Origin of the sequence: Promicromonospora sp. NPDC023987, assembly GCF_040639055.1 — a bacterium.
In the GTDB taxonomy this organism is placed as follows: Bacteria; Actinomycetota; Actinomycetes; order Actinomycetales; family Cellulomonadaceae; genus Promicromonospora.
The window spans coordinates 31,536-51,103 of the sequence record NZ_JBEZZF010000009.1 but is presented as its reverse complement, the minus strand read 5'-3'; the positions used below and the strand labels follow the sequence as shown (position 1 = coordinate 51,103).

The window sequence follows — 19,568 nt, the reverse complement described above, 5'->3', positions numbered from 1 at the left end:
CATGGCGTCGTTGGTCACGAGGTGACCAGCGGCGCCATTCCCTTTGCCCGCTCCACGGCGCCCTCGAGCCCACACGCCTCCAGCCAGTTCGCCAGCAGCCGGTGCCCACCCTCGGTGAGGACCGACTCCGGGTGGAACTGGACGCCGTGCAGCGGCAGCTCGCGGTGCTGCAGCCCCATGACGATGCCCGACTCCGTCACGCACGTGACCGCGAGCTCCGCCGGCACGCTGTCCGGCGTCACCGCGAGCGAGTGGTAGCGCGTGGCGGTGAACGACGCCGGCAGGCCGGCGAGCACCGTCGGCCGGTCGAGGCCGCCGTCCTGCGCGAACACCTGGCTCGTCTTGCCATGCATGAGCTCGGGCGCGTGGGTCACCGTGCCGCCGTACACCTCGGCGAGCGCCTGATGTCCCAGGCAGACGCCGAGCATCGGAGTCCGGGACCGGGCGCAGGCGCGGATCACCTCCTCGGAGGCACCCGCCTCCGCCGGCGTCCCCGGGCCGGGCGACACGAGCACGCCGTCGTACGGCACGGGGGAGCCGTCACCGTCGTCGTACCAGTAACGCCCGTCGGCGTCGGGGGAGGGCACGGCGTCGTTCCGGACCACTACGGTCCGGGCGCCGATCTGGTCGAGGTAGCCGACGATCGTGTAGACGAACGAGTCGTAGTTGTCGACGACGAGGATGCGCGTCATGCAGGAATGCTACGCGCCGACCGTCGTCTCGTTGAACGGCATGTAGTCGCTGAGCCACGGGAAGAACTCCGTGAAGCACACGGCGACCACGCCGAACACGAGCACGAGGCAGACCAGGAACTTGAACCAGCCAGGCCCGGGGATGACCCGCCACAGCAGCCCATACATCAGCCCATCAGCTCCTTCGGCTTGCCTTCGCCCACCGGCGACCAGTACTCGAGCTCGCCGTGCACGATGTACCGCTCGGTCGCGGAGAACATCGGGTGGCAGGAGGTCAGCGTGATGAACCGTTTGGTCAGCTCCGGCATGGGCTCGTCGCTGGTCACCCCGGGCACCGGAGCGATCACCTCGACGTTCTGCGGGTAGACGATCTTGGACTCCGTCACCTTGTAGACGTACCAGGTGTCCTTGGTGCGGACCACCAGGGCGTCGCCGTCCTTGAGCTCCGCGATCTGGTTGAAGGGCTTGCCGTACGTGGTGCGGTGCGCGGCGAGGGCGAAGTTGCCGAGGGCGCCCGGCATCGCCGTGTCGACGTAGTGGCCGATGCCGATGGTGTCGAGCACCGTCGCCTTGTCGGTGCCCTCCGCGACCGGCTTGACGTAGTCGTCGCCGAACCGCGGGACGTACATCTGCGCGAAGAGGCCCCCGGCCTCCGCGGGCTCCTCCAGGACCGGCGGCGGCCCGTGGTTCTCGACGGCGGCGGTCGGCCCCTGCGGAGCCGACTCCCAGTCCATCTCGGCGATGATCTCGCTCTGAGCCCGCGCACCTTCGACGTCGGTCCACCAGAGCTGCCACACCACGAAGAGCCCGAGCACCAGGCCGGCCGTGACGAGGAGCTCGCCCAGCACGCCGATCAGCCAGGCGACGGGCCGCATCGGTGCCGCCGGTCCGCGCTGCGGTCGCCGCGCGTTGCGCGGGCCCATGCCGGAGGGACCGCGCTGATACGCGATGGGGAAGACCTCCTGTGACAGCGGCACATTGTGGCGGGCCTGCGCGTGGGTCATCCAAAGACCTCCGTACCGTCGGGAACCGTCGCATGCTGCAGACCGCCGCCGTCGTACGCGGGGAGGTCCAGGTCGTCACTGCGTTGCACATCCCAGCCCAGATGTACCCAGTCGACGTACTCGAGATACCTCTGCACGCCCTCGGAGCTCATCAGCACCGACTCCATCTTCGCCGGGTCTCCGACTGCCGTCACCTCGTAGGGTGGTGAGAAGACCTTGCCGTGCAAAAGCAGGATGTTTCCCGAGCACCGGAAGGCGGACGTCGAGGTCACGCGCTCACCCTGCAGCGTCATCGCCTCGGCTCCGCCAGCCCACAGGGCGTTGATGACATGCTGCAGATCCTGCTGGTGCACCACGAGGTCGTCGGGCTGCGGTTCCACACCGCCCGGCCCCGCGCCCACCGTCGTCGACGGCGCGTCGTCGAGCGTCACCGTCAGCCCAGCACCGGTCACGGGCACCGAGCCGGACACCACACCCTCACGCTCCACCAGGTCACCGTCCTGTGTCGGAACGGTGGTACCGGCCCGCGCGCTGAGCGTCTCGATCTCACGGTCGAGCTCGCTGGTGCGCTCGCTGAGCTCGGCGACCCGTCCGGTCTCGGTGTCCACCAGCTGCGCGAGATCCTGTGGATCGCGGGTATCGGCGCCGCCGCCGTCGGCCAGCCGCGCACTCGCGCTGAACATGAGGCCGGCCAGCACGGCCACCGCGCCCACACTGAGCCAGGAGCGCCACCGTGCATGCGTCCGGGCGCGGAGGAGACCCGTCGCACCACCAACGGCGGACCGCGCGGGGGTCGGCTCTGCCTCGGTCACCGCGTCCCTCCTGCAACATTCGACAAACCCGCGGACGCGTCTGGTCACGACTCAGGCCTGTGGACCACTACGCTAGTCCACGAGCAAGCAGACGTCGGCTCGGCACACCCGTCGGGCAGACCACACCAGGACAGGAGCCCGCCTCGTGCCCGAGTCGAAGTCCCGCAACAAGAAGAAGGCCACGGCCAAGGCTGAGAAGTCCGAGGCCAAGGTCGGCCTGCCCGGAGCGGCGACCAACCCGCGTTGGCTCGCCCCGGTCATGCTGGGCCTGATGATCCTCGGCCTCGTCTGGATCGTGACGTTCTACCTCACGAGTTCCGACCTCGGCCTGCCGATCCCGCAGCTGGGGCAGTGGAACCTCGCGGTCGGCTTCGGCCTGATCATCGTCGGTTTCGGTCTCACGACCCGCTGGAAGTGACAGTGCCGCGGCCGCGCTGAGGCGGCCGCGGCACTGTGTACCCATTTATCCACAGCTGTGGGTAAAGCTGGGGAAAAGAGACTGGTGATACACCGCCAGGTCTGCAGATCGGCCCCGTTCCACGGGTTCGGCAGGCCCGCCGAGGTGGCGCCGGTGGTTCACAGCATGCCCAGCGAGCTGTAGCGCAGCACCGCCAGGCCCGCCAGAAGCGCGATGCCGACGAGCGGGACCACCCAGGCGACAGCGGCCCTGCGTTCCTTCGGCGCGTACGCGAACGCCGCGGCGACCAGGGCCCCCGTGACGAGCCCGCCCAGGTGCGCCTGCCAGGAGATGTTCGGCACGAAGAACCCGATCGCACCGTTGATCGCGAGCAGGACGAGCACCTGGCCCATGCTCCGGCCCAGTCGCCGCATCACGGGGAGCATTGCCCCGAACAGGCCGAAGACCATCCCGGACGCACCGACCACCGGCGTCACCCAGGCGTCCGACGTGGCCGGGTCGCCCGCGAGGAGCAGCACCGCGACCGAACCGCCTACGGCGGAGAGCAGGCACAGGACGCCGAAGCGCATCCGTCCGAGCAACGGCTCGAGGAACTGCCCGGTTATCCACAGGGCATACATGTTGAACAGGATGTGCAGCGGTGACGTGGAGTGCAGGAACGAGGCGGTGAGGAAGCGCCACGGCTCGATCAGCCCACCCCAGGGCCAGAACCACAGCGCCTCCGTCCACGCACCCGACGTCAGCAGCTGCAACAGCCAGCTCACGGCACAGACGGCGATGATCGTGAGCGTGACGACAGGACGACCGTTGACCGTGGCGCTGTCGGCCGAGCCACCGAAGACGGTCCGGACCCGAGGCGCCGTCCGCTTCGACTCCCGGACGCAGTCGACGCACTGCACGCCGACGGCCGCCGGCCGTTGACACTCGGGGCACGCCGGTCTGCCACAGCGCTGGCAGCGCACATAGGCCACCCGGTCAGGGTGGCGTGGGCAGACGGGAGCCTCGGCCTCGGTCGGCTCCTCGGCGGCCGGGTCGTTCATCGCGATACGTCCTCAGTCCCCTCGGTCCTCAGTACTCTCCGGTCGTGCTGGTCCAGCCGGAGCGGCGACCTGCCGCCGTCCCTCAGGGCTCGATGGTGACGGACGTGATCGTGATGTCCTCGACGGGGCGGTCGCCGGGACGCGTGCGCGTCTTGCCGACCTCGTCGACGATCAGACGTGACGCGTCGTCAGCCACCTTGCCGAAGATGGTGTGCTTGCCGTTCAGCCACGGGGTCTCCGCGGTGGTGAGGAAGAACTGCGACCCGTTGGTCCCCTCGACCTCGCCGGTGACCGGGTTGCGGCGCTTGCCGGCGTTGGCCATCGCGAGGATGTACTTCTCGTTGAACTGGAGCTCCGGGTGGATCTCGTCGTTGAACGTGTACCCCGGACCGCCGGTTCCCGTCCCGAGCGGGCAGCCGCCCTGGATCATGAAGTCGTCGATGACGCGGTGGAAGATCAGGCCGTCGTAGAACGGGTCCTTGCGCTCCTCACCCGTCCGCGGGTCCGTCCAGGCCTTCTCACCGGTCGCGAGGCCGACGAAGTTCTCGACAGTCTTGGGCGCGTGGTTCGGAAAGAGCTCGATTCGGATGTCACCGGAGGTGGTGTGCAGGATTGCGAACATGCATCAATCCTCCCACGGAGCGGCCCGCTGGCGCTGCATCGACTTCGCTCGCCCTCGCCAGCAACGGCAGGCGGTGGCAGAGTGGCACCTTGAGGAGTATCTGAACAGTTCGGGGGGAGCTTCATGACCCGCAAGAAGGTGACCGACTACGTGGACACCAGCAAGATCGACTCCGAGAAGGTCAGGGAGAGGGCCGCGGAGGCCTCGGCCCTGCTGTCCGACGTCAGCTCCAGGGCCGCGGTACAGGCCGAGGCCCTCGCCGCGCAGGCCAGGGGCCAGGCTTCGAGCGCCAAGGAATGGGCCCAGCCCCGCGTCAGCGACTTCATCGCCTGGCTGACCCCACGCGCCGAGAAGGCCTGGCAGGACAGCCTCCAGGCTGCCGCGCCCCAGGTCGAGAAGGTCGCGGGAAAGGCCGCGCCGCTCATCGACTCCGCACACGACAAGCTCGTGGACGACCTGCTTCCGAAGATGGTCGCCACGTTCAACGATGCCGCGTCCAACGCCGCGTCGGCGCAGGGCAAGGCCGCACTCGCGGAGTCCGTCGCCGCTGCGGCGGACAAGGCGAACAAGAAGGGCTCCAAGAAGGGCTGGCTGGTCGCACTGGCCGCCAGTGGCGCCGCGGTCGCCGGCTACGTGTTCTGGAAGCGCGCGCAGCCGCAGACCGACCCCTGGGCAGAGCCCTGGGAGCAGGGCACGGGAGCCGACTACACGGACGGCACCGCGCGGCACGCGTCCGGCGTCGGCTCGGCGGCCGGCTCCGCCGTCGCCAAGGGCAAGGAGGCGGGGGCCAAGGCCGCACAGACGGCCAAGGACCTCGGTGTCCGGGCCTACTCGGCGGCAAGCCCCGCGTTCGAGGCCGCCAAGGAGAAGGCCGCTCCGGTCTTCGACGCGGCGTGGTCGTCGGCCCAGAAGGCGAGCTCCGCCATGTCGGACGCCGCCCAGAAGGGGCGCAACGGCGATCAGGACCCCGTCGTCCCGACACCGGAGGTGGCAGGCACCGGTACGACTGCTGCGGCGCCCCCGGTGAGCCCTGACCTTGGCGAGCCGGCCCCCGTCGACGAGCCCGTGGTCGGCAAGGTTCCGCCCGCACAGCCCAAGCCAGCAGGGGAGAGCAAGCAGGAGGGCTGACCTCCGTCCCACTCCGAGCAGCACAGGAGGGCCCGGCCGCAGCGGCCGGGCTCTCCTGTGCTGCTCGGAGCGATCGACGTCGCGTCAGCCGCCGATCGGCGTTGCCGTCCCCGTGAACGGGTCCAGCTGGATGAAGGCCTCGGTCGGGTCGCCGTCGTGCACGAGCGACTCCTGGTTGACGACGTCGTCGAACGCGAAGGCGTACGCCTTGCCGTCAGCCATCTGCTCGTGGATGTGCTTGGCGTAGTAGTTGGTCACCGAGTCCTGGTAGAAGCCGGCGGGGTCCTGGGTCGGCTGCGTGGTGCTGTCGAGCAGGGAGGACCGGTTGAAGCCCGCGCAGAGCGTGCGAGCGATGGCGCCGACGTCGTCGTTCGGGGCTGCCAGGTCGCCGGCACACCCGAAGATCGACTCGCCCGACGGCTTGGGGAACGTCGCGATGACGGCACCGGAGGTGTCGGTGAACGTCATGGTGTCGCCCGAGACGGTGCCGAGGAACTTCGTGTCCGGCCGGTCGCCGTAGGGCACGACGGTCAGGGTCTCGCTGGAGTACTTGGTCCAGACCCGGTCGACGTAGTCGGACATGATGTTCGCGTCGATCTGGCCCGTGCCGACAGCGTGGCCGGGGGAGAGCACCCGCAGTACCGAGCCGTCCGGTGCGGTCTGCGCGAGACCGTCCCAGCCCTCCTGCTGGGACAGGGCCGAGACCACCTTGTCCCAGCCGTCCGGCTTGAGCATCCCGGTGTGCCGGAGCTCGCCGCTCGAGGAGCGCAGACCGGTCTGATATGGCGCGGAGAAGAAGTCGACCTGCGTGCTGTTGATCCACAGGCCGGAGTCGTTGAGCGTGTACTCCGTCCAGTTGAACAGGATGTCCCGGTTGGGATCGTCCGGGTTCTGGACGGCCGGCTGCACGAGCTGACCGTCGTTGACGATCTTGAAGTCCAGCTTGCTGCCGTACGAGAAATAGACCCGGCCCGACAGCTTGGGCATCTGGATCGTGACGTCCTGCCCGTCGGCCGGGCCCGCGATCGACGCGTCCGGCGCCGGCTCAGGGACGGTTCCCGCGTCCGGCCAGGCATGGAACGTGCCCTCGGCGTCCGCGTAGCCGAGCTGGCCGCCCGACTCGCCGAGGACATAGATGAACACCTGGTCACCACGGCCCGAGTCGTTGGTGATGGTGAGCGGGATGGTGTCGGGGACTGCTGTGGCCGTCGGCATGGCGACCGCTGCTGCCGACAAGGCTGTGGTCAGCGCGGCGGCGGTGCCGATGAGTTTCCTGGTCAGGGACACGCGGTGCTCCTCGGATCACGAAGGGCCGGTCAGTTTGGGTGGTGCTTGCCCCTCGCGTTCGAGGTTATGGAAGGGGTCCTGACTTGTCAGCACTTCACCCGTCATCCCGGGTGAAAAATGCCCAGAGCGGCCAAATATAGGGGAATCCCACAGTCCGGACGTACGTGTTTCCGCTGAGCCGGGCGGACCCGACCACGGAAACGACAGAAGCGCGGACGAATCCGGGCTTCTGTCGGGTGGTGGAGCCAGCGGGACTCGAACCCGCAACCCCCGCTGGGAGCGGGTTTCGACACTCGCTCGCAAGGCTGTCTTGAGTGGGCTGGTGTCAGCCCTGCCTAGAGTGACGGCCTGAAAATGGATCGCGAGCAGGTCGCGTGGGGAGGTTGGATGAGCTCATGGCGGTCATCATCAGCAAGCCCCGGACCGACGGCCTGAGCGAAGTCGTCGACGCGCTGCGCGAATGGCAGGACGACGCCGTGCCGGTGCAGCTGCACCCGGGGGACGTGGGCTGGTACTGGCGGTTCGGCGCGCAACAGACCGCCGAGGCCCTTCGGACGTGGAGCCGGGACGGACGGGTGCTCGCCGTCGGGCTGCTCGATGGCGCCAGAATACTGCGGCTGACGACGGCGCCCGACATGCGACGCGACGAGGAGCTGGCGCGGCAGCTGGTGACGGACCTCACGAGGCCCGAGCACGGAGTGCTCCCCGACGGAGCGGTGAACGTCGAGGCGCCGGACGGCGCCCTGGTGTACGACATGCTGGCGAACGAGGGCTGGGGCACCGACGCCCCGTTCACCCCGTTGCTGCGTGACCTCACCGATCCGGTCGAGGACGCCGGTGTGCGGGTCGAGGTCGTCGGCCCCGACCGGGTGAGCGAGCGCACGGCCGTGCAGCGAGCGTCCTTCGACGGCTCGACGTTCACCGACCAGCGATGGCATGCGATGGCGGCCGGCCCGCTGTACGCCGACGCACGATGCTTGCTCGCCTATGACGACGCGGGTGACGCAGTGGGAGCGATAACGGTGTGGTCGGCCGGTCCTGGAAAGCCAGGGCTGATCGAACCGTTGGGTGTGTACCCGCGCCATCGCGGTCACGGCTACGGCATAGCGCTCACCATCGCCGGGGCGGCGGCCCTGCGCGAGCTGGGTTCGTCGGGCGCCCTCGTCGTCACCTCCCGCCCTGCCGCCGTCACCACCTACATGTCGGCGGGTTTCGAACGCCTCCCTGAGCGCCTGGATCGGCGCCGGGCCGGGTAACGCACACCAGCGTCCACCGCACGGCGGTTCTATGGTCGCGGAGGAGAAGCGGCCAGAGCTGGGGCTAACCCACGAGGTCCTTCAGTGGCGCCAGGTCGTCGCGGACCGACTCCCGTTCCTCATCGGTGAGTTGCACCGCGGCGGCCCTTTCCAGCGCGGACGCCGCCGTCGTCTCGTCGCCGAGTCGCCAGGCCACGTCGCCGCGCATGGCGAGGAGACGTACGAGCTGTAAGGGCGTCGGCCGCTCGTCCTCGAGCCCGAGCGCCCGATCGATGATCTTCGCCGCGCCCACCAAGTCCTCCTTGGAGTCGGCGAAGAGCGCGGCGTTGTGCAGGGCCCGCGCGAAGGTCTCCTTGGGGGCGGGTCGGTGGTGCAGGTCCTCGCTGATGGGCTGCCCGACCCGGACGCAGTTGCCTCCGGGGTCGGTCATCAGGAACTGCCGCACGCCGTAGGACATGTCCTTGAGCGGCCCGATCCGCGGTATGCCCCGGCTCGGGATCTTGCCGTGCGCGGCTTTGAGCCCGGCCCGGAACGCCTTGTACAGCCCGTCCACGTCCTCGGTGAGGACGTAGCACGTGCTGTATGACTCGCTGGGCTCGTACTTCTTCATGCCGAAGAACTGCAGCACGATGCCGCCACGCTCGACGACCGCGAACGGATTGGGGCTCTTCTGCAGGAACGTCACCTCGAAACCGAGGGCCGTGTAGAAGTCGATGACGGGCTGAATGGTCTGACATGGGAGCAGGGGGATCGTCTTCTCGGCCATACCCGCTACACTAGTCAAACTTGATTAGAATGGAAAGGTCCTCCGCATGCCCGTCATTCACCTTCTCGTCCTGGGTGCCGTCCGCCAGCACGGCCGCGCGCACGGCTACCAGGTGCGCAACGACCTGGAGCAGTGGGGCGCGCACGAGTGGTCGAACGCGAAGCCCGGTTCGATCTACCACGCGCTCAAGCAGATGGCGAAGCAAGGACTGCTCCTGGCCCATGAGGTCGCTCCGTCCACGGCGGGTGGCCCGCCGCGGACCGAGTACGAGATCACGCAGCGGGGCGACGAGGAATTCCTTTCCCTCCTCCGCGAGGCTCTCGTCTCCTACGACCAGAAGATGGACACCCTCTCGTCCGGTGTCGGCTTCATCGTCTCCCTGCCGCGCGAGGAGGCCGTGGCGCTACTGAAGAAGCGGATCGAGGGCATCGAGGCGTGGCGCCGCAGCGTCACCGAGTACTACACCCCCGAGGACGGACCCGAGCAGCTCGGCCACATCGGCGAGATCATGCACCTCTGGGTGCACTCGGCGGACGCGGGTGCGGAGTGGACCCGCGGCCTGATCGAGCGCATCGAGGGCGGCGCGTACACCTTCGCTGGCGAAGGCGAGCCGGTCGCCGCCGTCGTCAGCGAGGACGAGGAGAACCGGAGATGAGTTCGTCGATGCCTCACGAGGAACGTCGAAGGCCGTTGACCAGCAGGTCAACGGCCTTCGCCAGGTGGAGCCAGCGGGACTCGAACCCGCAACCCCCTGCTTGCAAAGCAGGTGCGCTACCAATTGCGCCATGGCCCCGCTGAGGACCGCTCAGTCGATCGAGTCGGTGACCTCGGACCACAGATCGCGCCCTGCTGCGTCCTCACTGAGCTTGCGCCAGAGAACGTAGCCGGCGCCAGCAGCGAGCAGCACTATGAGCAGCTTCTTCACGAGTTCCTCCTGAGGAGCCTCTGCAAGGTCCGGGAGTGGGGCTAGGAGGACTTGAACCTCCGACCTCTTCCTTATCAGGGAAGCGCTCTAACCGTCTGAGCTATAGCCCCGGGCGAGCGTTCCGCACGCTCACGCGACACTGGAGATTACCCCAGGTAGGGACGATGTCCCAAACCGAAATCGTGGTCCGCGGTGTGACGTGCATCGAGTCGTGCGCGACAGCGCACGAGAACGCTCTGGGTGACGCCGAAAGAGGCGTCAGTCGTCGGTCAGCGTCATGTGCACGCCGCCGACGAGTGCTGCAGTGATGTTGTACAGGAACGCCATGATCGTGGCGATCGCCGTCAACAGGACAATGTTGCAGATGCTGATCAGGGTCGCGAGCGAGATCACGCGGGGGAACTCCACGAACTGCGTGAGGTTCACGTTGCTCTGGGGCCCGACGGCCTCCACCACGAACTCCTGCACCGTGGTGAACACGCCGAAGCTGTTCAGCACCGACCAGAACACGGCGGTCGCGACCACCGTCATGATCGCGATCGCGACGGCGAGCAGGAACGCCAGCTTCATGACGGACCACGGGTCCACCCGGGAGATGGCGAGACGCACGCGGCGGGGGCCTGCCGGGGCCGGACGCGCCGCCTCCGGCGTAGGGTCCGAAGCCGGCTGCGTGGGCGCCTGCGGCCCCGCTGCGGCTGCAGCCTGCGCGGCGGCCGGGGTCGCGGTGCCCCGCACGCCGGCAGCCGTGTAGTGCATCTCGGGACGTGCCGTGGCCTCGTTCGCCGGGGCGGACGTCCGCCCCTCGTCGTCAGGCATGATCGACGTCACCTTCTTGGCTGCGCTGCGGGCCGCGTCGAGGGCGGCCTGGGCTGCCTTCATCGCACCGGCCCGGACGCCGTCCGTACCGTCGGCGGCACCCGTCGGAGGAGCGGGCGGGGCGCCGGGCGCGGGCACCCTGTTCCAGGACTTTGCGCTCACATCAGGCTCCGGCGCGGGAGCACCCTGCGGAGTCGGAGCTGCCTTCGTGGCCGGAGCATCGGTCTTGTCCGACACGCGGCCGATGGCCGAGACCAGCCCCGGCGGCGCCTTGGGCTCGCTCTTCGCCGCCTCGGCCGGCTCCGCCGAACCGGGCTCCTGGTCGGGTCGACCCGCCTCGTACGCGGATCGCCAGACACCGCCGGTCGTCGGAACCCCCGAAGCGTTGTCCTCCGGGGCCGGCGGCACCGGGGCCTCCGCGCGCGGCGCGGCCGGCCCGGCCGTGCCCGGCCTGGCTACGGACGGCGACGGCGGCGGCGGCGCGGGGACGGTGACCGGCCCGGACACCGGGCTGGTGTTCTGGCCCGCGCCGGCGGAGCCGTTCGAGGCGGCACCGTTCGAGGCAGCGCCGGGCTCTGCGGCATCAACCTTCGACGTCGCGCTCGCCCCTGGCTGCGCGGTGTCGCCTGCTTCGGCCGGAGCCTGCTCCCCGGTCCCTTCCTTGCGAACCCGGGTGGTCTCCAGGTCTTCATCGAGCGCGGGCGACGCCGTGCGCACGGGCCCGCTCTTGTCACTGGTCATCAGCTGTCCTCGCGTCCGGTGCTGTCCTGCTCAGGGGTGCTCGGAACTTCATCAGGGTTCGAAATCTCTTCCACGGTAACCCGCTCTACGGAGTCACCGTCGGAGTTCTCGTCCGCAGCACCCGCAACATCGCCCGCATCTTCACGCTCCGCGTTGCGTGCGACGGCGATGATCCTGTCCCCCTTGTCCGGCTTTGCGAAGGTTACCCCCTGCGTGTTCCGCCCCGTGAGATTGACCTCGGCAACGGCGGAACGCACGATCTTGCCGCGCTCCATGATGACCAGCACTTCGTCGTCCGCGTAGGTGACGAGCGCGCCCACGAGATCGCCACGAGCCTCGACCAGGTTCGCGACCTTGATCCCGAGGCCGCCACGGCCCTGGATCCGGTACTCCGAGATGCGGGTGCGCTTCGCGAATCCGCCCTCGGTGACGACGAAGAGGTCCGCCCCGTCGATGACGACAGCGGCGGAGAGCAGCTCGTCCTCCTCCCGGAACTTCATCCCGGTGACACCAGAGGTGGCGCGGCCCAGCGGACGGATCGACTCGTCATCCGCGTGGAAGCGGATCGACTGCCCCTTGCGCGACACGAGGATGAGGTCGTCGTCGGCGTTCACGAGGCGGGCGGAGACCAGCTCGTCCGCGGCGCCGTCGGCGTCCTCGCGCAGGTTGATCGCGATGAGACCGCCCGAGCGCGGCGAGTTGTACTCGCTCAGGCGAGTCTTCTTCACGAGCCCGCGACGCGTGGCCAGGACCAGGTACTCCGCGGCCTCGTAGTCGGGGATGTCGAGCACCTGGGCGATCTTCTCGCCGGGCTGGAACGCCAGCAGGTTCGCGACGTGCTGACCCTTGGCGTCCCGGCTACCCTCGGGCAGCTCGTAGCCCTTGGCCCGGTAGACCCGGCCGAGGTTGGTGAAGAACAGCATCCAGTGGTGGGTCGTCGTCGTGAAGAAGTGGTCCACGATGTCGTCCTCACGGAGCTGTGTGCCGCGCACGCCCTTGCCCCCGCGCTTCTGCGAACGGTAGTTGTCCGTTCGCGTCCGCTTGGCGTAGCCGCCCCGCGTGATCGTGACGACCACGTCCTCCTCGGGGATGAGGTCCTCCATCGACATGTCACCGTCGTACGGGAGGATCGTGGTCCGCCGCTCGTCGCCCCACCGGTCGGTGACCTCGTTGAGCTCGTCGCCCACGATGGACCGCTGCCGCTCCGGCCGGGCGAGGATGTCCAGGTAGTCGTCGATCGCGGCCCGGAGCTTGGCGTGCTCGTCGAGGATCTTCTGTCGCTCGAGAGCCGCCAGACGGCGCAGCTGCAGCGCGAGGATGGCGTTCGCCTGCTGCTCGTCGATCGTGAGCAGCTCCATCAGCCCGGTCCGCGCCTCGTCGGCGTCGGGGGAGCGGCGGATCAGCGCGATGACCTCGTCGAGTGCGTCGAGGGCCTTGAGGTAGCCGTCGTAGATGTGGATCTGGTCCTGCGCCTCCTTGAGGAGGTACTCGGTGCGCCGGCGGACGACCTCGATCTGGTGCGTGGTCCAGTGCCGTACGAACGCGTCGATGCTCAGGGTGCGGGGCACCTCGTCGACCAGCGCGAGCATGTTGGCGCTGAAGTTCTCCTGCAGCTGCGTGTGCTTGTAGAGGTTGTTCAGCACCACCTTCGCCACTGCGTCGCGCTTGAGCACGATCACCAGGCGCTGTCCCGTACGGCCCGAGGTCTCGTCGCGGATGTCCGCGATGCCCTGGATACGGCCGTCGTTGACGAGGTCCGCGACCTTCTGGGCCAGGTTGTCCGGGTTCACCATGTACGGCAGCTCGGTGATCACGAGGCAGATCCGGTTCTGGATCTCCTCGACGTTGACCACAGCGCGCATCGTGACGGAGCCACGACCCGTGCGGTAGGCGTCCTCGATGCCCTTGTGGCCCAGGATCTGCGCGCCCGACGGGAAGTCCGGGCCCTTGATGCGCTGCAGGAGCGCCTCGAGCAGCTCCTCGCGCGTGGCCTCGGGGTTCGCGAGGTGCCAGCGAACGCCGTCGGCGACCTCGCGCAGGTTGTGCGGCGGGATGTTCGTGGCCATGCCGACAGCGATACCGGCCGAGCCGTTGACCAGCAGGTTCGGGATGCGCGCCGGAAGAACCACCGGCTCCTGCGTGCGGCCGTCGTAGTTGGGCCGGAAGTCGACGGTGCCCTTCTCGATATCGCGCACCATCTCCATGGCGAGCGGAGCCATCTTGCACTCGGTGTACCGGGGTGCGGCGGCAGGGTCGCTACCCGGCGAGCCGAAGTTGCCCTGGCCGGCAACCAGCGGGTACCGCAGCACCCAGTCCTGAACCAGGCGGACCAGGGTGTCGTAGATGGCCGTGTCACCGTGCGGGTGATACTTGCCCATGACATCGCCCACGACACGCGAGCACTTGGAGAACGCCCGGTCGGGGCGGTAGCCGCCGTCGTACATCGCGTAGATGACGCGTCGGTGCACCGGCTTGAGGCCGTCCCGCACGTCGGGCAGCGCGCGGCCCACGATCACGCTCATCGCGTAGTCGAGGTACGACCGCTGCATCTCCAGCTGCAGGTCCACCTGCTCGACGCGGCCGTGGTGCACCGCTACTCGCGCGTCCTCCACGGGGATGCCGTCGTCAGAGTTGTCCACGCCGGGGGTCTCGTCCGTCACCGTCTGTACTTCCTTTCCACGCCGGTGGGCGTGTCACTTCGTCTCCTGGGCCGCCATGTCGGTGCCCGGTGCCGCGCCCCGTGAGGTGCCGCGCCGGGAAGCCTCAAATGACTCGGCTCATGTTGATATCTTGCGGGGCTCGCAAGCTCGCTCCTCAGATATCTCTGCTCGTATTGATATCTTGCGGGGCTCGCAAGCTCGCTCCTCAGATATCAAGGAACCGCACGTCCTTGGCGTTGCGCTGGATGAAGGTGCGGCGGGACTCGACGTCCTCGCCCATGAGCACCGAGAAGATCTCGTCGGCCGCGGCCGCGTCGTCCATGGTCACCTGCAGAAGCGTCCGGTGGTCCGGGTCCATCGTGGTGTCCCAGAGCTCGGAGTAGTCCATCTCACCCAGGCCCTTGTAGCGCTGGATGCCGTTGTCCTTGGGGACCCGCTTGCCCTGCGCGGCACCGGCTTCGAGGAACGCGTCGCGCTCCCGGTCCGAGTACACGTAGTCGTGCGGGGCGTTGCTCCACTTGATCCGGTACAGCGGCGGCTGCGCGAGGTACACGTGACCGTGCTCGATGAGCGGACGCATGTACCGGAACAGCAGCGTGAGCAGCAGGGTGCAGATGTGCTGGCCGTCGACGTCGGCGTCGGCCATGAGCACGATCTTGTGGTACTTGAGCTTCGAGATGTCGAAGTCTTCGCCGATACCCGTGCCGAACGAGGTGATCAGCGCCTGCACCTCGGCGTTGGACAGCGCCTTGTCGAGCCGCGCGCGCTCCACGTTCAGGATCTTGCCGCGCAGCGGGAGGATCGCCTGGTTGTGCGGGTTGCGTCCGCGCACTGCCGAGCCGCCGGCCGAGTCACCCTCGACGACGTAGATCTCGCACTCGTCGGGGAACCGCGACTGGCAGTCGCGCAGCTTGCCCGGCATGCCCCCGCCGTTCAGGACGCCCTTGCGGCGGGTCGCCTCGCGCGCCTTGCGTGCCGCGATCCGGGCCTGCGAGGCCGAGATCGCCTTTCGGATGACGTCGCGCGCCTCGTTCGGGTGGGCGTCGAACCAGTCGATGAGCTGCTCGCGCACCACGCGCTGGACGAAGGTCTTGGCCTCCGTGTTCCCGAGCTTCGTCTTGGTCTGCCCCTCGAACTGCGGCTCGCCGAGCTTCACGGAGATGACGGCGGTGAGGCCCTCCCGGATGTCGTCACCCGTGAGGTTGTCGTCCTTCTCCTTGATGATCCCCTTGTCCCGCGCGTAGCTGTTGACCAGCGTGGTCATCGCAGCGCGGAACCCCTCCTCGTGCGTGCCGCCCTCGGTGGTGGAGATCGTGTTCGCGAACGTGTGCACGGACTCGCTGTAGGCGCTGGTCCACTGGAGAGCGACCTCGACGGCGATCTTGCGCTCCGTGTCCTCGCTCTCGAACGAGATCACGTCGGGGTGGATGAGCTCCACCCGCTTCGCGGAGTTGAGGTGGTTGACGTAGTCCATGAGGCCGTGCTCGTACTTGTACGTGACCGTCCGCCAGCTTCCCGGAGCCTGGTCCGGGTCCAGCGGCTGTCCGTCCGCGTCCGGCAGGATCTCGGTCCCGACGACGTCGTCCGCCGCGACTTCCGGCTCGGCCCCGGTGACCTCGTCGGTCGGGGAGGAGTGGCCCGCACGCTCGTCGGTGAGCGTGATCTTCAGGCCCTTGTTGAGGAACGCGTACTGCTGGAACCGGGCACGGAGCGTCTCGAAGTCGTACTCCGTGGTCTCGAAGATCGTCCCGTCTGCCCAGAACGTCTGCGTGGTACCGGTCTGCTCGTCGGGGCCGAGCGGCTCGAGCCGGTCGACACCGGTCACCGGGTTACCGCCCTCGGCATACTCCTGGCGCCAGTGGTAGCCGTCGCGGCGTACGTCCGAGACGAACTTGTGGCTCAGCGCGTTCACCACGGACATGCCGACGCCGTGCAGGCCGCCGGACACGGCGTAGCCGCCGCCACCGAACTTGCCGCCGGCATGCAGGATCGTCATGACGACCTCGAGCGTCGGCTTGCCCTCGGTCGGATGCATGGCTACCGGGATGCCTCGGCCGTCGTCTGTGACCCGCACGCCGCCGTCGGCCATGAGCCGCACGTCGATCTCCGTGGCGTGGCCCGCCAGGGCCTCGTCCACAGCGTTATCCACAATCTCGTACACAAGGTGGTGGAGCCCACGCTCACCGGTCGACCCGATATACATGCCCGGTCGCTTACGAACGGCCTCGAGACCTTCCAGGACTGTGATGTTCCCGGCGTCGTAGCCGCCGTCGATTCGCTCTGTCACGGGCGGGGTTGCTCCTCGTCTTTCAGGCACACGATGCGCACGACGACGGACGTACCAGCGGGGCTGCACGAGCGGCTCGGACCCTCAGGGTTCATGCCATGCTCGGGTGCTGACGTACGGTCCGACGGCTCGTCGGTGCTCAGCGTTCCGGGCCCTCGGGACGATCCCTGGGAACCCGGCGCGGTTGACCCCCTCATACTACCTTCTGAGCGGCGAAAACCCGGGATCCGGGGCGGTTTGTGGCCAGTCCTCCACAACCTTTCTCCACAGGGTGATTTTTGGGCTCCTGGAGGGGTTCCGGGAGTGCCCTCGGACCGCTGCTCCAGGGGTCTCCGGGCCGTCGGCGAGAGCGACCGTCCGGTGCTCGCCGGGCGGCTACCGCACACCCGTTCGGTACGCGGTGCCGGAACGCCACGAAACATCTTCGAATCGTCATGTCGACATCTGGCGAAGGTCAGTGAGTTTCCGGGCAGAAGGTGATATTTCTCTGATTTGTCGTTTTCTGCTCTAATAGCGCCGACCGGTCATATGCGCAACTTGGCGCACTGTCTCACTTCGAAGGGCTACAGAGTGAAGAAGCTTCTCGCCGGCGGAACTCTCGCCGTACTGGCGTTCGGCGGCATGATCGCCGGAGCCGCTCCCGCCTCGGCACACACTCCCGAGGTCAATGCCGACTGCGGTTGGGTCGATGTCAGCCTGCGGGCCTACCAGCAGGCCAAGGTCACGGTCGTCATCGACGACAAGATCGCCTACGAGGCCGAGTTCTCGGGCCAGTTCGCCCAGAAGTTCGACGGTCTCGCGCTCGACGCGCCGCACGAGTGGACCGTCACCGTCGACGCCTACGACGGACAGGACGGGGTCCAGTTCGACTGGTCCGAGTCCGGCTCCATCGAGCCCTGTGTCGAGGCCACCCCCACCCCGGAGCCCACGCCGAGCGAGCCCCCCGTCACGGAGCCCGAGCCGTCGGAGGAGCCCACGGTGGAGCCCACCGTCGAGCCGACGGACGAGGCATCGGCCGCGCCGATCGCCGAGCCGTCGGAGGAGCCCTCGGCCTCCCCCACGCCCGCGGCTGAGGAGCCCCCGGTGCTGGCCGCTACCGGTGCGACCGTCGGTGGCGCCATCGCGTTCGCCGCGCTGCTCGCCGCTGGTGGCGTCGCCCTCGTCTGGGCCCGCAAGCGCATGCAGAACGCGTGAGCAACTAGTTTCAGGCTGACGCTACGGCGCGGCTGATCAGAGAAGGGCTCCCCGGCTTCCGGCCGGCGAGCCCTTCTTGCTGTCTGCCGCACGGGACCGTGCACGGGCTGTCCACAGGCCGACGCTCAGCCCCAGGTGTCCCGCGGGCCCGGGCCACGCACCGAGCGAGGTCCTCTCCGGAACCCCGGGCCGGCCGGGCCGAGCACCGTGACCTCTTCGACCACGCCCTCCCCGATCTCCTCGGCCATGCGTCGTCGCAGCGTCGGAGCGAGCAGCCGCAGCTGCGTCGCCCAGGCTGTCGAGTCCGCGCGCACCACGAGCACCTTGTCCTCGAAGGTCTCCGGGGTGCAGTGGTCGGCGATCTCCGTGCCCACGACCTCGCGCCACCGGCCCATGACGCCACCCACGGAGACGTCCTCGGTCCAGCCCTTCTCGCGCAGGAGCCGACCGACCACGGCGCCCAGCAGCTGCGGGTCGCGCGCACCGGGACCCGCTCCGCTCGATCGCGGTTCGGCCAGGGGAGAGCGCCGCGAGGGCGCCCCGGGCCGCAGACCGCGGGCGCGGGCCGCTGCCTTTGCCCGGTTGAGCGCGGCACGCGCCACCTCGGAGGCGGGCGTCAAAGGAGGCTCAGAGTTATCCACAGGCCCCTGTGGAGAGTCGTCAGTCACGGGTCACCGTCCCGGGTTCCACGTGAAACCGTACGCCGTCCAAGCTGGCGGGGATGTCCTCCGGCACGGCCGCTGTCACCAGTACCTGGCGGGCCGGTAGCACCAGGTCTGCAAGCCGCTGGCGCCGTCGGACGTCCAGCTCGGCGAACACGTCGTCGAGGATCAGTACGGGATCGGCGTCGGTCCCCAGCTCGGGGTCCCAAAAGGTGGGTGAATCCGCCGAATTCTGCGGATCTCCGCCCAGGAGACGGAACGATGCGAGGCGCAGTGCGAGTGCGAAGGACCAGGATTCGCCGTGACTCGCATAGCCCTTTGCCGGCAGTCCGCCCAGCGTCAGTACGAGGTCGTCCCGGTGCGGGCCGACGAGGCTCACACCACGTTCCAGCTCCTGCGGCCGCGCCGTGACCAGGGCTTCAAGCAGCAGGTCCCGCAGGTGCCCAACGTCGGCAAAGTTATCCCCAGGCCCTGTGGACAACTCCGGTGGATGGTCGGACGACAGAACCGCGAGCGATGACCGATAGGTGATCTCCGCGTGCGCGTCAGCGTCGCTCACCTGCTCGTACGCGGCCGCGACGGCTGGACGCAGTGCATTGACGAGCTGGATCCGCAGAGACAGGATCTCCGCGCCCAGCTCGGCGAGCCGGGCGTCCCAGACGTCGAGGGTCGCGAGCTCGGCTGCCGCGGCACTCTCGGCTCGTGCCGAGCCGCCCGCCCGGCGGGATGCCCGCGCCGACTTGAGCAGTGCCGAGCGCTGCCGTAGTACCCGCTCGTAGTCGGAGAGCACTCCGGAGACCCTGGGCATCATCAGGACCAGCAGCTGGTCCATGAACCGCCGTCGCCCGTCCGGCTCTCCCTTGACCAGGGCGAGGTCCTCCGGAGCGAAGAGCACCGTGCGTAGCAACCCCAGCACGTCCCGTGCCCGCACGGCCTGCCCACGATTGATCCGTGCCCGGTTGGCCTTGCCCTGGGTGATCTCCAGCTCGACGGTGCTCGCCCGGTCACCTCGAACGACCCGCGTGCGCACGACGGCGCGGTCGGCACCTGACCGAATGAGCGGCGCGTCGGTGGCCACCCGGTGCGAACCGAGCGTCGCGACGTAGCCGATGGCCTCGACGAGGTTGGTCTTGCCCCGGCCGTTGCGCCCTACGAAGGCGTTGACCCCGGGCTCGAGCTCCACGTCGGCCGACGCATACGACCGGAAGTCCAGCAGGGAGAGGTGGGAGACGTACATCGGTAGGAGATCGTACGTCCC

General features: G+C 68.6%; 19 protein-coding genes and 2 tRNA genes. 5 read left to right on the top strand and 16 right to left on the bottom strand.

What is annotated here, in order from left to right; all coding sequences use genetic code 11:
- Window positions 1-14: 14 nt before the first annotated feature.
- Genes AB0F40_RS06640 through AB0F40_RS06625 form a run of 4 tightly spaced genes read right to left on the bottom strand, consistent with a single transcriptional unit; the run spans window position 15 to window position 2,508 of the window.
- Complete coding sequence (locus AB0F40_RS06640; protein ID WP_357465333.1) at window positions 15-692, bottom strand: gamma-glutamyl-gamma-aminobutyrate hydrolase family protein; 678 nt, start codon at window positions 690-692, stop codon at window positions 15-17.
- Between the two features lie 9 nt (window positions 693-701).
- Entirely contained in the window at window positions 702-860 is a 159-nt protein-coding gene (locus tag AB0F40_RS06635) for a hypothetical protein (RefSeq protein WP_357465332.1), read from the bottom strand.
- A complete protein-coding gene (locus tag AB0F40_RS06630; protein ID WP_357465331.1) occupies window positions 860-1,696 on the bottom strand; it encodes a class E sortase in 837 nt (278 codons plus the stop codon). The genes AB0F40_RS06635 and AB0F40_RS06630 overlap by 1 nt, the downstream gene beginning before the upstream one ends.
- A complete protein-coding gene (locus tag AB0F40_RS06625) occupies window positions 1,693-2,508 on the bottom strand; it encodes a DUF881 domain-containing protein (RefSeq protein WP_357465330.1) in 816 nt (271 codons plus the stop codon). The genes AB0F40_RS06630 and AB0F40_RS06625 overlap by 4 nt, the downstream gene beginning before the upstream one ends.
- 145 nt (window positions 2,509-2,653) lie before the next feature.
- Between AB0F40_RS06625 and AB0F40_RS06620 the strand changes: the two genes are divergently transcribed.
- Window positions 2,654-2,926 (top strand): cell division protein CrgA, encoded by a 273-nt coding sequence (locus AB0F40_RS06620; RefSeq protein WP_357465329.1) that lies wholly within the window; start codon window positions 2,654-2,656, stop codon window positions 2,924-2,926.
- A 158-nt stretch (window positions 2,927-3,084) separates the two neighbouring features.
- On the opposite strand, the gene AB0F40_RS06615 is transcribed toward AB0F40_RS06620, so the two are convergent.
- A complete protein-coding gene (locus AB0F40_RS06615; protein WP_357465328.1) occupies window positions 3,085-3,966 on the bottom strand; it encodes a rhomboid family intramembrane serine protease in 882 nt (293 codons plus the stop codon).
- Window positions 3,967-4,048: 82 nt separating this feature from the next.
- A complete protein-coding gene (locus tag AB0F40_RS06610) occupies window positions 4,049-4,588 on the bottom strand; it encodes a peptidylprolyl isomerase (protein WP_357465327.1) in 540 nt (179 codons plus the stop codon).
- Between the two features lie 123 nt (window positions 4,589-4,711).
- On the opposite strand from AB0F40_RS06610, the gene AB0F40_RS06605 reads away from it, so the two are divergent.
- Window positions 4,712-5,716, top strand: a complete 1,005-nt coding sequence (locus tag AB0F40_RS06605; protein WP_357465326.1) for a hypothetical protein — start codon at window positions 4,712-4,714, stop codon at window positions 5,714-5,716.
- An 84-nt stretch (window positions 5,717-5,800) separates the two neighbouring features.
- Here the strand turns inward: AB0F40_RS06605 and AB0F40_RS06600 are convergent, their stop codons facing one another.
- The gene (locus tag AB0F40_RS06600; protein WP_357465325.1) at window positions 5,801-7,003 is read right to left on the bottom strand and encodes a beta-1,3-glucanase family protein; all 1,203 of its coding nucleotides are present in this window, start codon (window positions 7,001-7,003) and stop codon (window positions 5,801-5,803) included.
- Between the two features lie 395 nt (window positions 7,004-7,398).
- Between AB0F40_RS06600 and AB0F40_RS06595 the strand changes: the two genes are divergently transcribed.
- On the top strand, window positions 7,399-8,259 hold the full coding sequence (locus tag AB0F40_RS06595; protein WP_357465324.1) for a GNAT family N-acetyltransferase: 861 nt from the start codon (window positions 7,399-7,401) through the stop codon (window positions 8,257-8,259).
- A gap of 64 nt (window positions 8,260-8,323) precedes the next feature.
- On the opposite strand, the gene AB0F40_RS06590 is transcribed toward AB0F40_RS06595, so the two are convergent.
- Window positions 8,324-9,025, bottom strand: coding sequence for a VOC family protein (locus tag AB0F40_RS06590; protein WP_357465323.1), 702 nt, complete (start codon window positions 9,023-9,025; stop codon window positions 8,324-8,326).
- Window positions 9,026-9,071: 46 nt separating this feature from the next.
- On the opposite strand from AB0F40_RS06590, the gene AB0F40_RS06585 reads away from it, so the two are divergent.
- On the top strand, window positions 9,072-9,680 hold the full coding sequence (locus tag AB0F40_RS06585) for a PadR family transcriptional regulator (protein WP_357465322.1): 609 nt from the start codon (window positions 9,072-9,074) through the stop codon (window positions 9,678-9,680).
- A gap of 65 nt (window positions 9,681-9,745) precedes the next feature.
- Here AB0F40_RS06585 and AB0F40_RS06580 read toward each other — a convergent pair.
- The 6 genes from AB0F40_RS06580 to gyrB all read right to left on the bottom strand — a co-directional run bounded on the left by AB0F40_RS06580 (window position 9,746) and on the right by gyrB (window position 16,454).
- Window positions 9,746-9,818, bottom strand: a tRNA-Ala gene (locus AB0F40_RS06580).
- Between the two features lie 12 nt (window positions 9,819-9,830).
- The gene (locus AB0F40_RS06575; RefSeq protein WP_253874143.1) at window positions 9,831-9,950 is read right to left on the bottom strand and encodes a DLW-39 family protein; all 120 of its coding nucleotides are present in this window, start codon (window positions 9,948-9,950) and stop codon (window positions 9,831-9,833) included.
- Between the two features lie 36 nt (window positions 9,951-9,986).
- Window positions 9,987-10,060, bottom strand: a tRNA-Ile gene (locus AB0F40_RS06570).
- A 148-nt stretch (window positions 10,061-10,208) separates the two neighbouring features.
- The gene (locus tag AB0F40_RS06565; RefSeq protein WP_357465321.1) at window positions 10,209-11,507 is read right to left on the bottom strand and encodes a DUF3566 domain-containing protein; all 1,299 of its coding nucleotides are present in this window, start codon (window positions 11,505-11,507) and stop codon (window positions 10,209-10,211) included.
- Window positions 11,507-14,146: a DNA gyrase subunit A gene (gene gyrA, locus AB0F40_RS06560; RefSeq protein WP_357465393.1), complete on the bottom strand. Its 2,640-nt coding sequence runs from the start codon at window positions 14,144-14,146 to the stop codon at window positions 11,507-11,509. Before gyrA ends, AB0F40_RS06565 begins: the two co-directional genes overlap by 1 nt.
- Window positions 14,147-14,372: 226 nt before the next feature.
- Window positions 14,373-16,454 carry a DNA topoisomerase (ATP-hydrolyzing) subunit B gene (gene gyrB, locus AB0F40_RS06555; RefSeq protein ID WP_357465320.1) on the bottom strand — a complete coding sequence of 694 codons (2,082 nt, stop codon included), beginning with the start codon at window positions 16,452-16,454 and terminating at the stop codon, window positions 14,373-14,375.
- Window positions 16,455-17,024: 570 nt separating this feature from the next.
- Here gyrB and AB0F40_RS06550 point away from each other — a divergent pair.
- Window positions 17,025-17,648 carry a PT domain-containing protein gene (locus tag AB0F40_RS06550; protein ID WP_357465319.1) on the top strand — a complete coding sequence of 208 codons (624 nt, stop codon included), beginning with the start codon at window positions 17,025-17,027 and terminating at the stop codon, window positions 17,646-17,648.
- Window positions 17,649-17,773: 125 nt separating this feature from the next.
- On the opposite strand, the gene AB0F40_RS06545 is transcribed toward AB0F40_RS06550, so the two are convergent.
- Together AB0F40_RS06545 and recF are read right to left on the bottom strand one after the other, a co-directional pair.
- Window positions 17,774-18,268 carry a DciA family protein gene (locus AB0F40_RS06545; protein ID WP_357465318.1) on the bottom strand — a complete coding sequence of 165 codons (495 nt, stop codon included), beginning with the start codon at window positions 18,266-18,268 and terminating at the stop codon, window positions 17,774-17,776.
- Window positions 18,269-18,308: 40 nt separating this feature from the next.
- On the bottom strand, window positions 18,309-19,547 hold the full coding sequence (gene recF / locus AB0F40_RS06540) for a DNA replication/repair protein RecF (protein WP_357465317.1): 1,239 nt from the start codon (window positions 19,545-19,547) through the stop codon (window positions 18,309-18,311).
- Window positions 19,548-19,568 lie beyond the last annotated feature (21 nt).

What these genes read in the sequence shown, in the direction of transcription:
- AB0F40_RS06635 (WP_357465332.1), bottom strand. Translation starts at nt 860, where the DNA reads ATGTATGGGCTGCTGTGGCGGGTCATCCCCGGGCCTGGCTGGTTCAAG.
- AB0F40_RS06565 (WP_357465321.1), bottom strand. Translation starts at nt 11,507, where the DNA reads ATGACCAGTGACAAGAGCGGGCCCGTGCGCACGGCGTCGCCCGCGCTC.
- AB0F40_RS06615 (WP_357465328.1), bottom strand. Translation starts at nt 3,966, where the DNA reads ATGAACGACCCGGCCGCCGAGGAGCCGACCGAGGCCGAGGCTCCCGTC.
- AB0F40_RS06630 (WP_357465331.1), bottom strand. Translation starts at nt 1,696, where the DNA reads ATGACCCACGCGCAGGCCCGCCACAATGTGCCGCTGTCACAGGAGGTC.
- AB0F40_RS06605 (WP_357465326.1), top strand. Translation starts at nt 4,712, where the DNA reads ATGACCCGCAAGAAGGTGACCGACTACGTGGACACCAGCAAGATCGAC.
- AB0F40_RS06610 (WP_357465327.1), bottom strand. Translation starts at nt 4,588, where the DNA reads ATGTTCGCAATCCTGCACACCACCTCCGGTGACATCCGAATCGAGCTC.
- AB0F40_RS06595 (WP_357465324.1), top strand. Translation starts at nt 7,399, where the DNA reads ATGGCGGTCATCATCAGCAAGCCCCGGACCGACGGCCTGAGCGAAGTC.
- AB0F40_RS06640 (WP_357465333.1), bottom strand. Translation starts at nt 692, where the DNA reads ATGACGCGCATCCTCGTCGTCGACAACTACGACTCGTTCGTCTACACG.
- AB0F40_RS06585 (WP_357465322.1), top strand. Translation starts at nt 9,072, where the DNA reads ATGCCCGTCATTCACCTTCTCGTCCTGGGTGCCGTCCGCCAGCACGGC.
- recF (WP_357465317.1), bottom strand. Translation starts at nt 19,547, where the DNA reads ATGTACGTCTCCCACCTCTCCCTGCTGGACTTCCGGTCGTATGCGTCG.
- AB0F40_RS06590 (WP_357465323.1), bottom strand. Translation starts at nt 9,025, where the DNA reads ATGGCCGAGAAGACGATCCCCCTGCTCCCATGTCAGACCATTCAGCCC.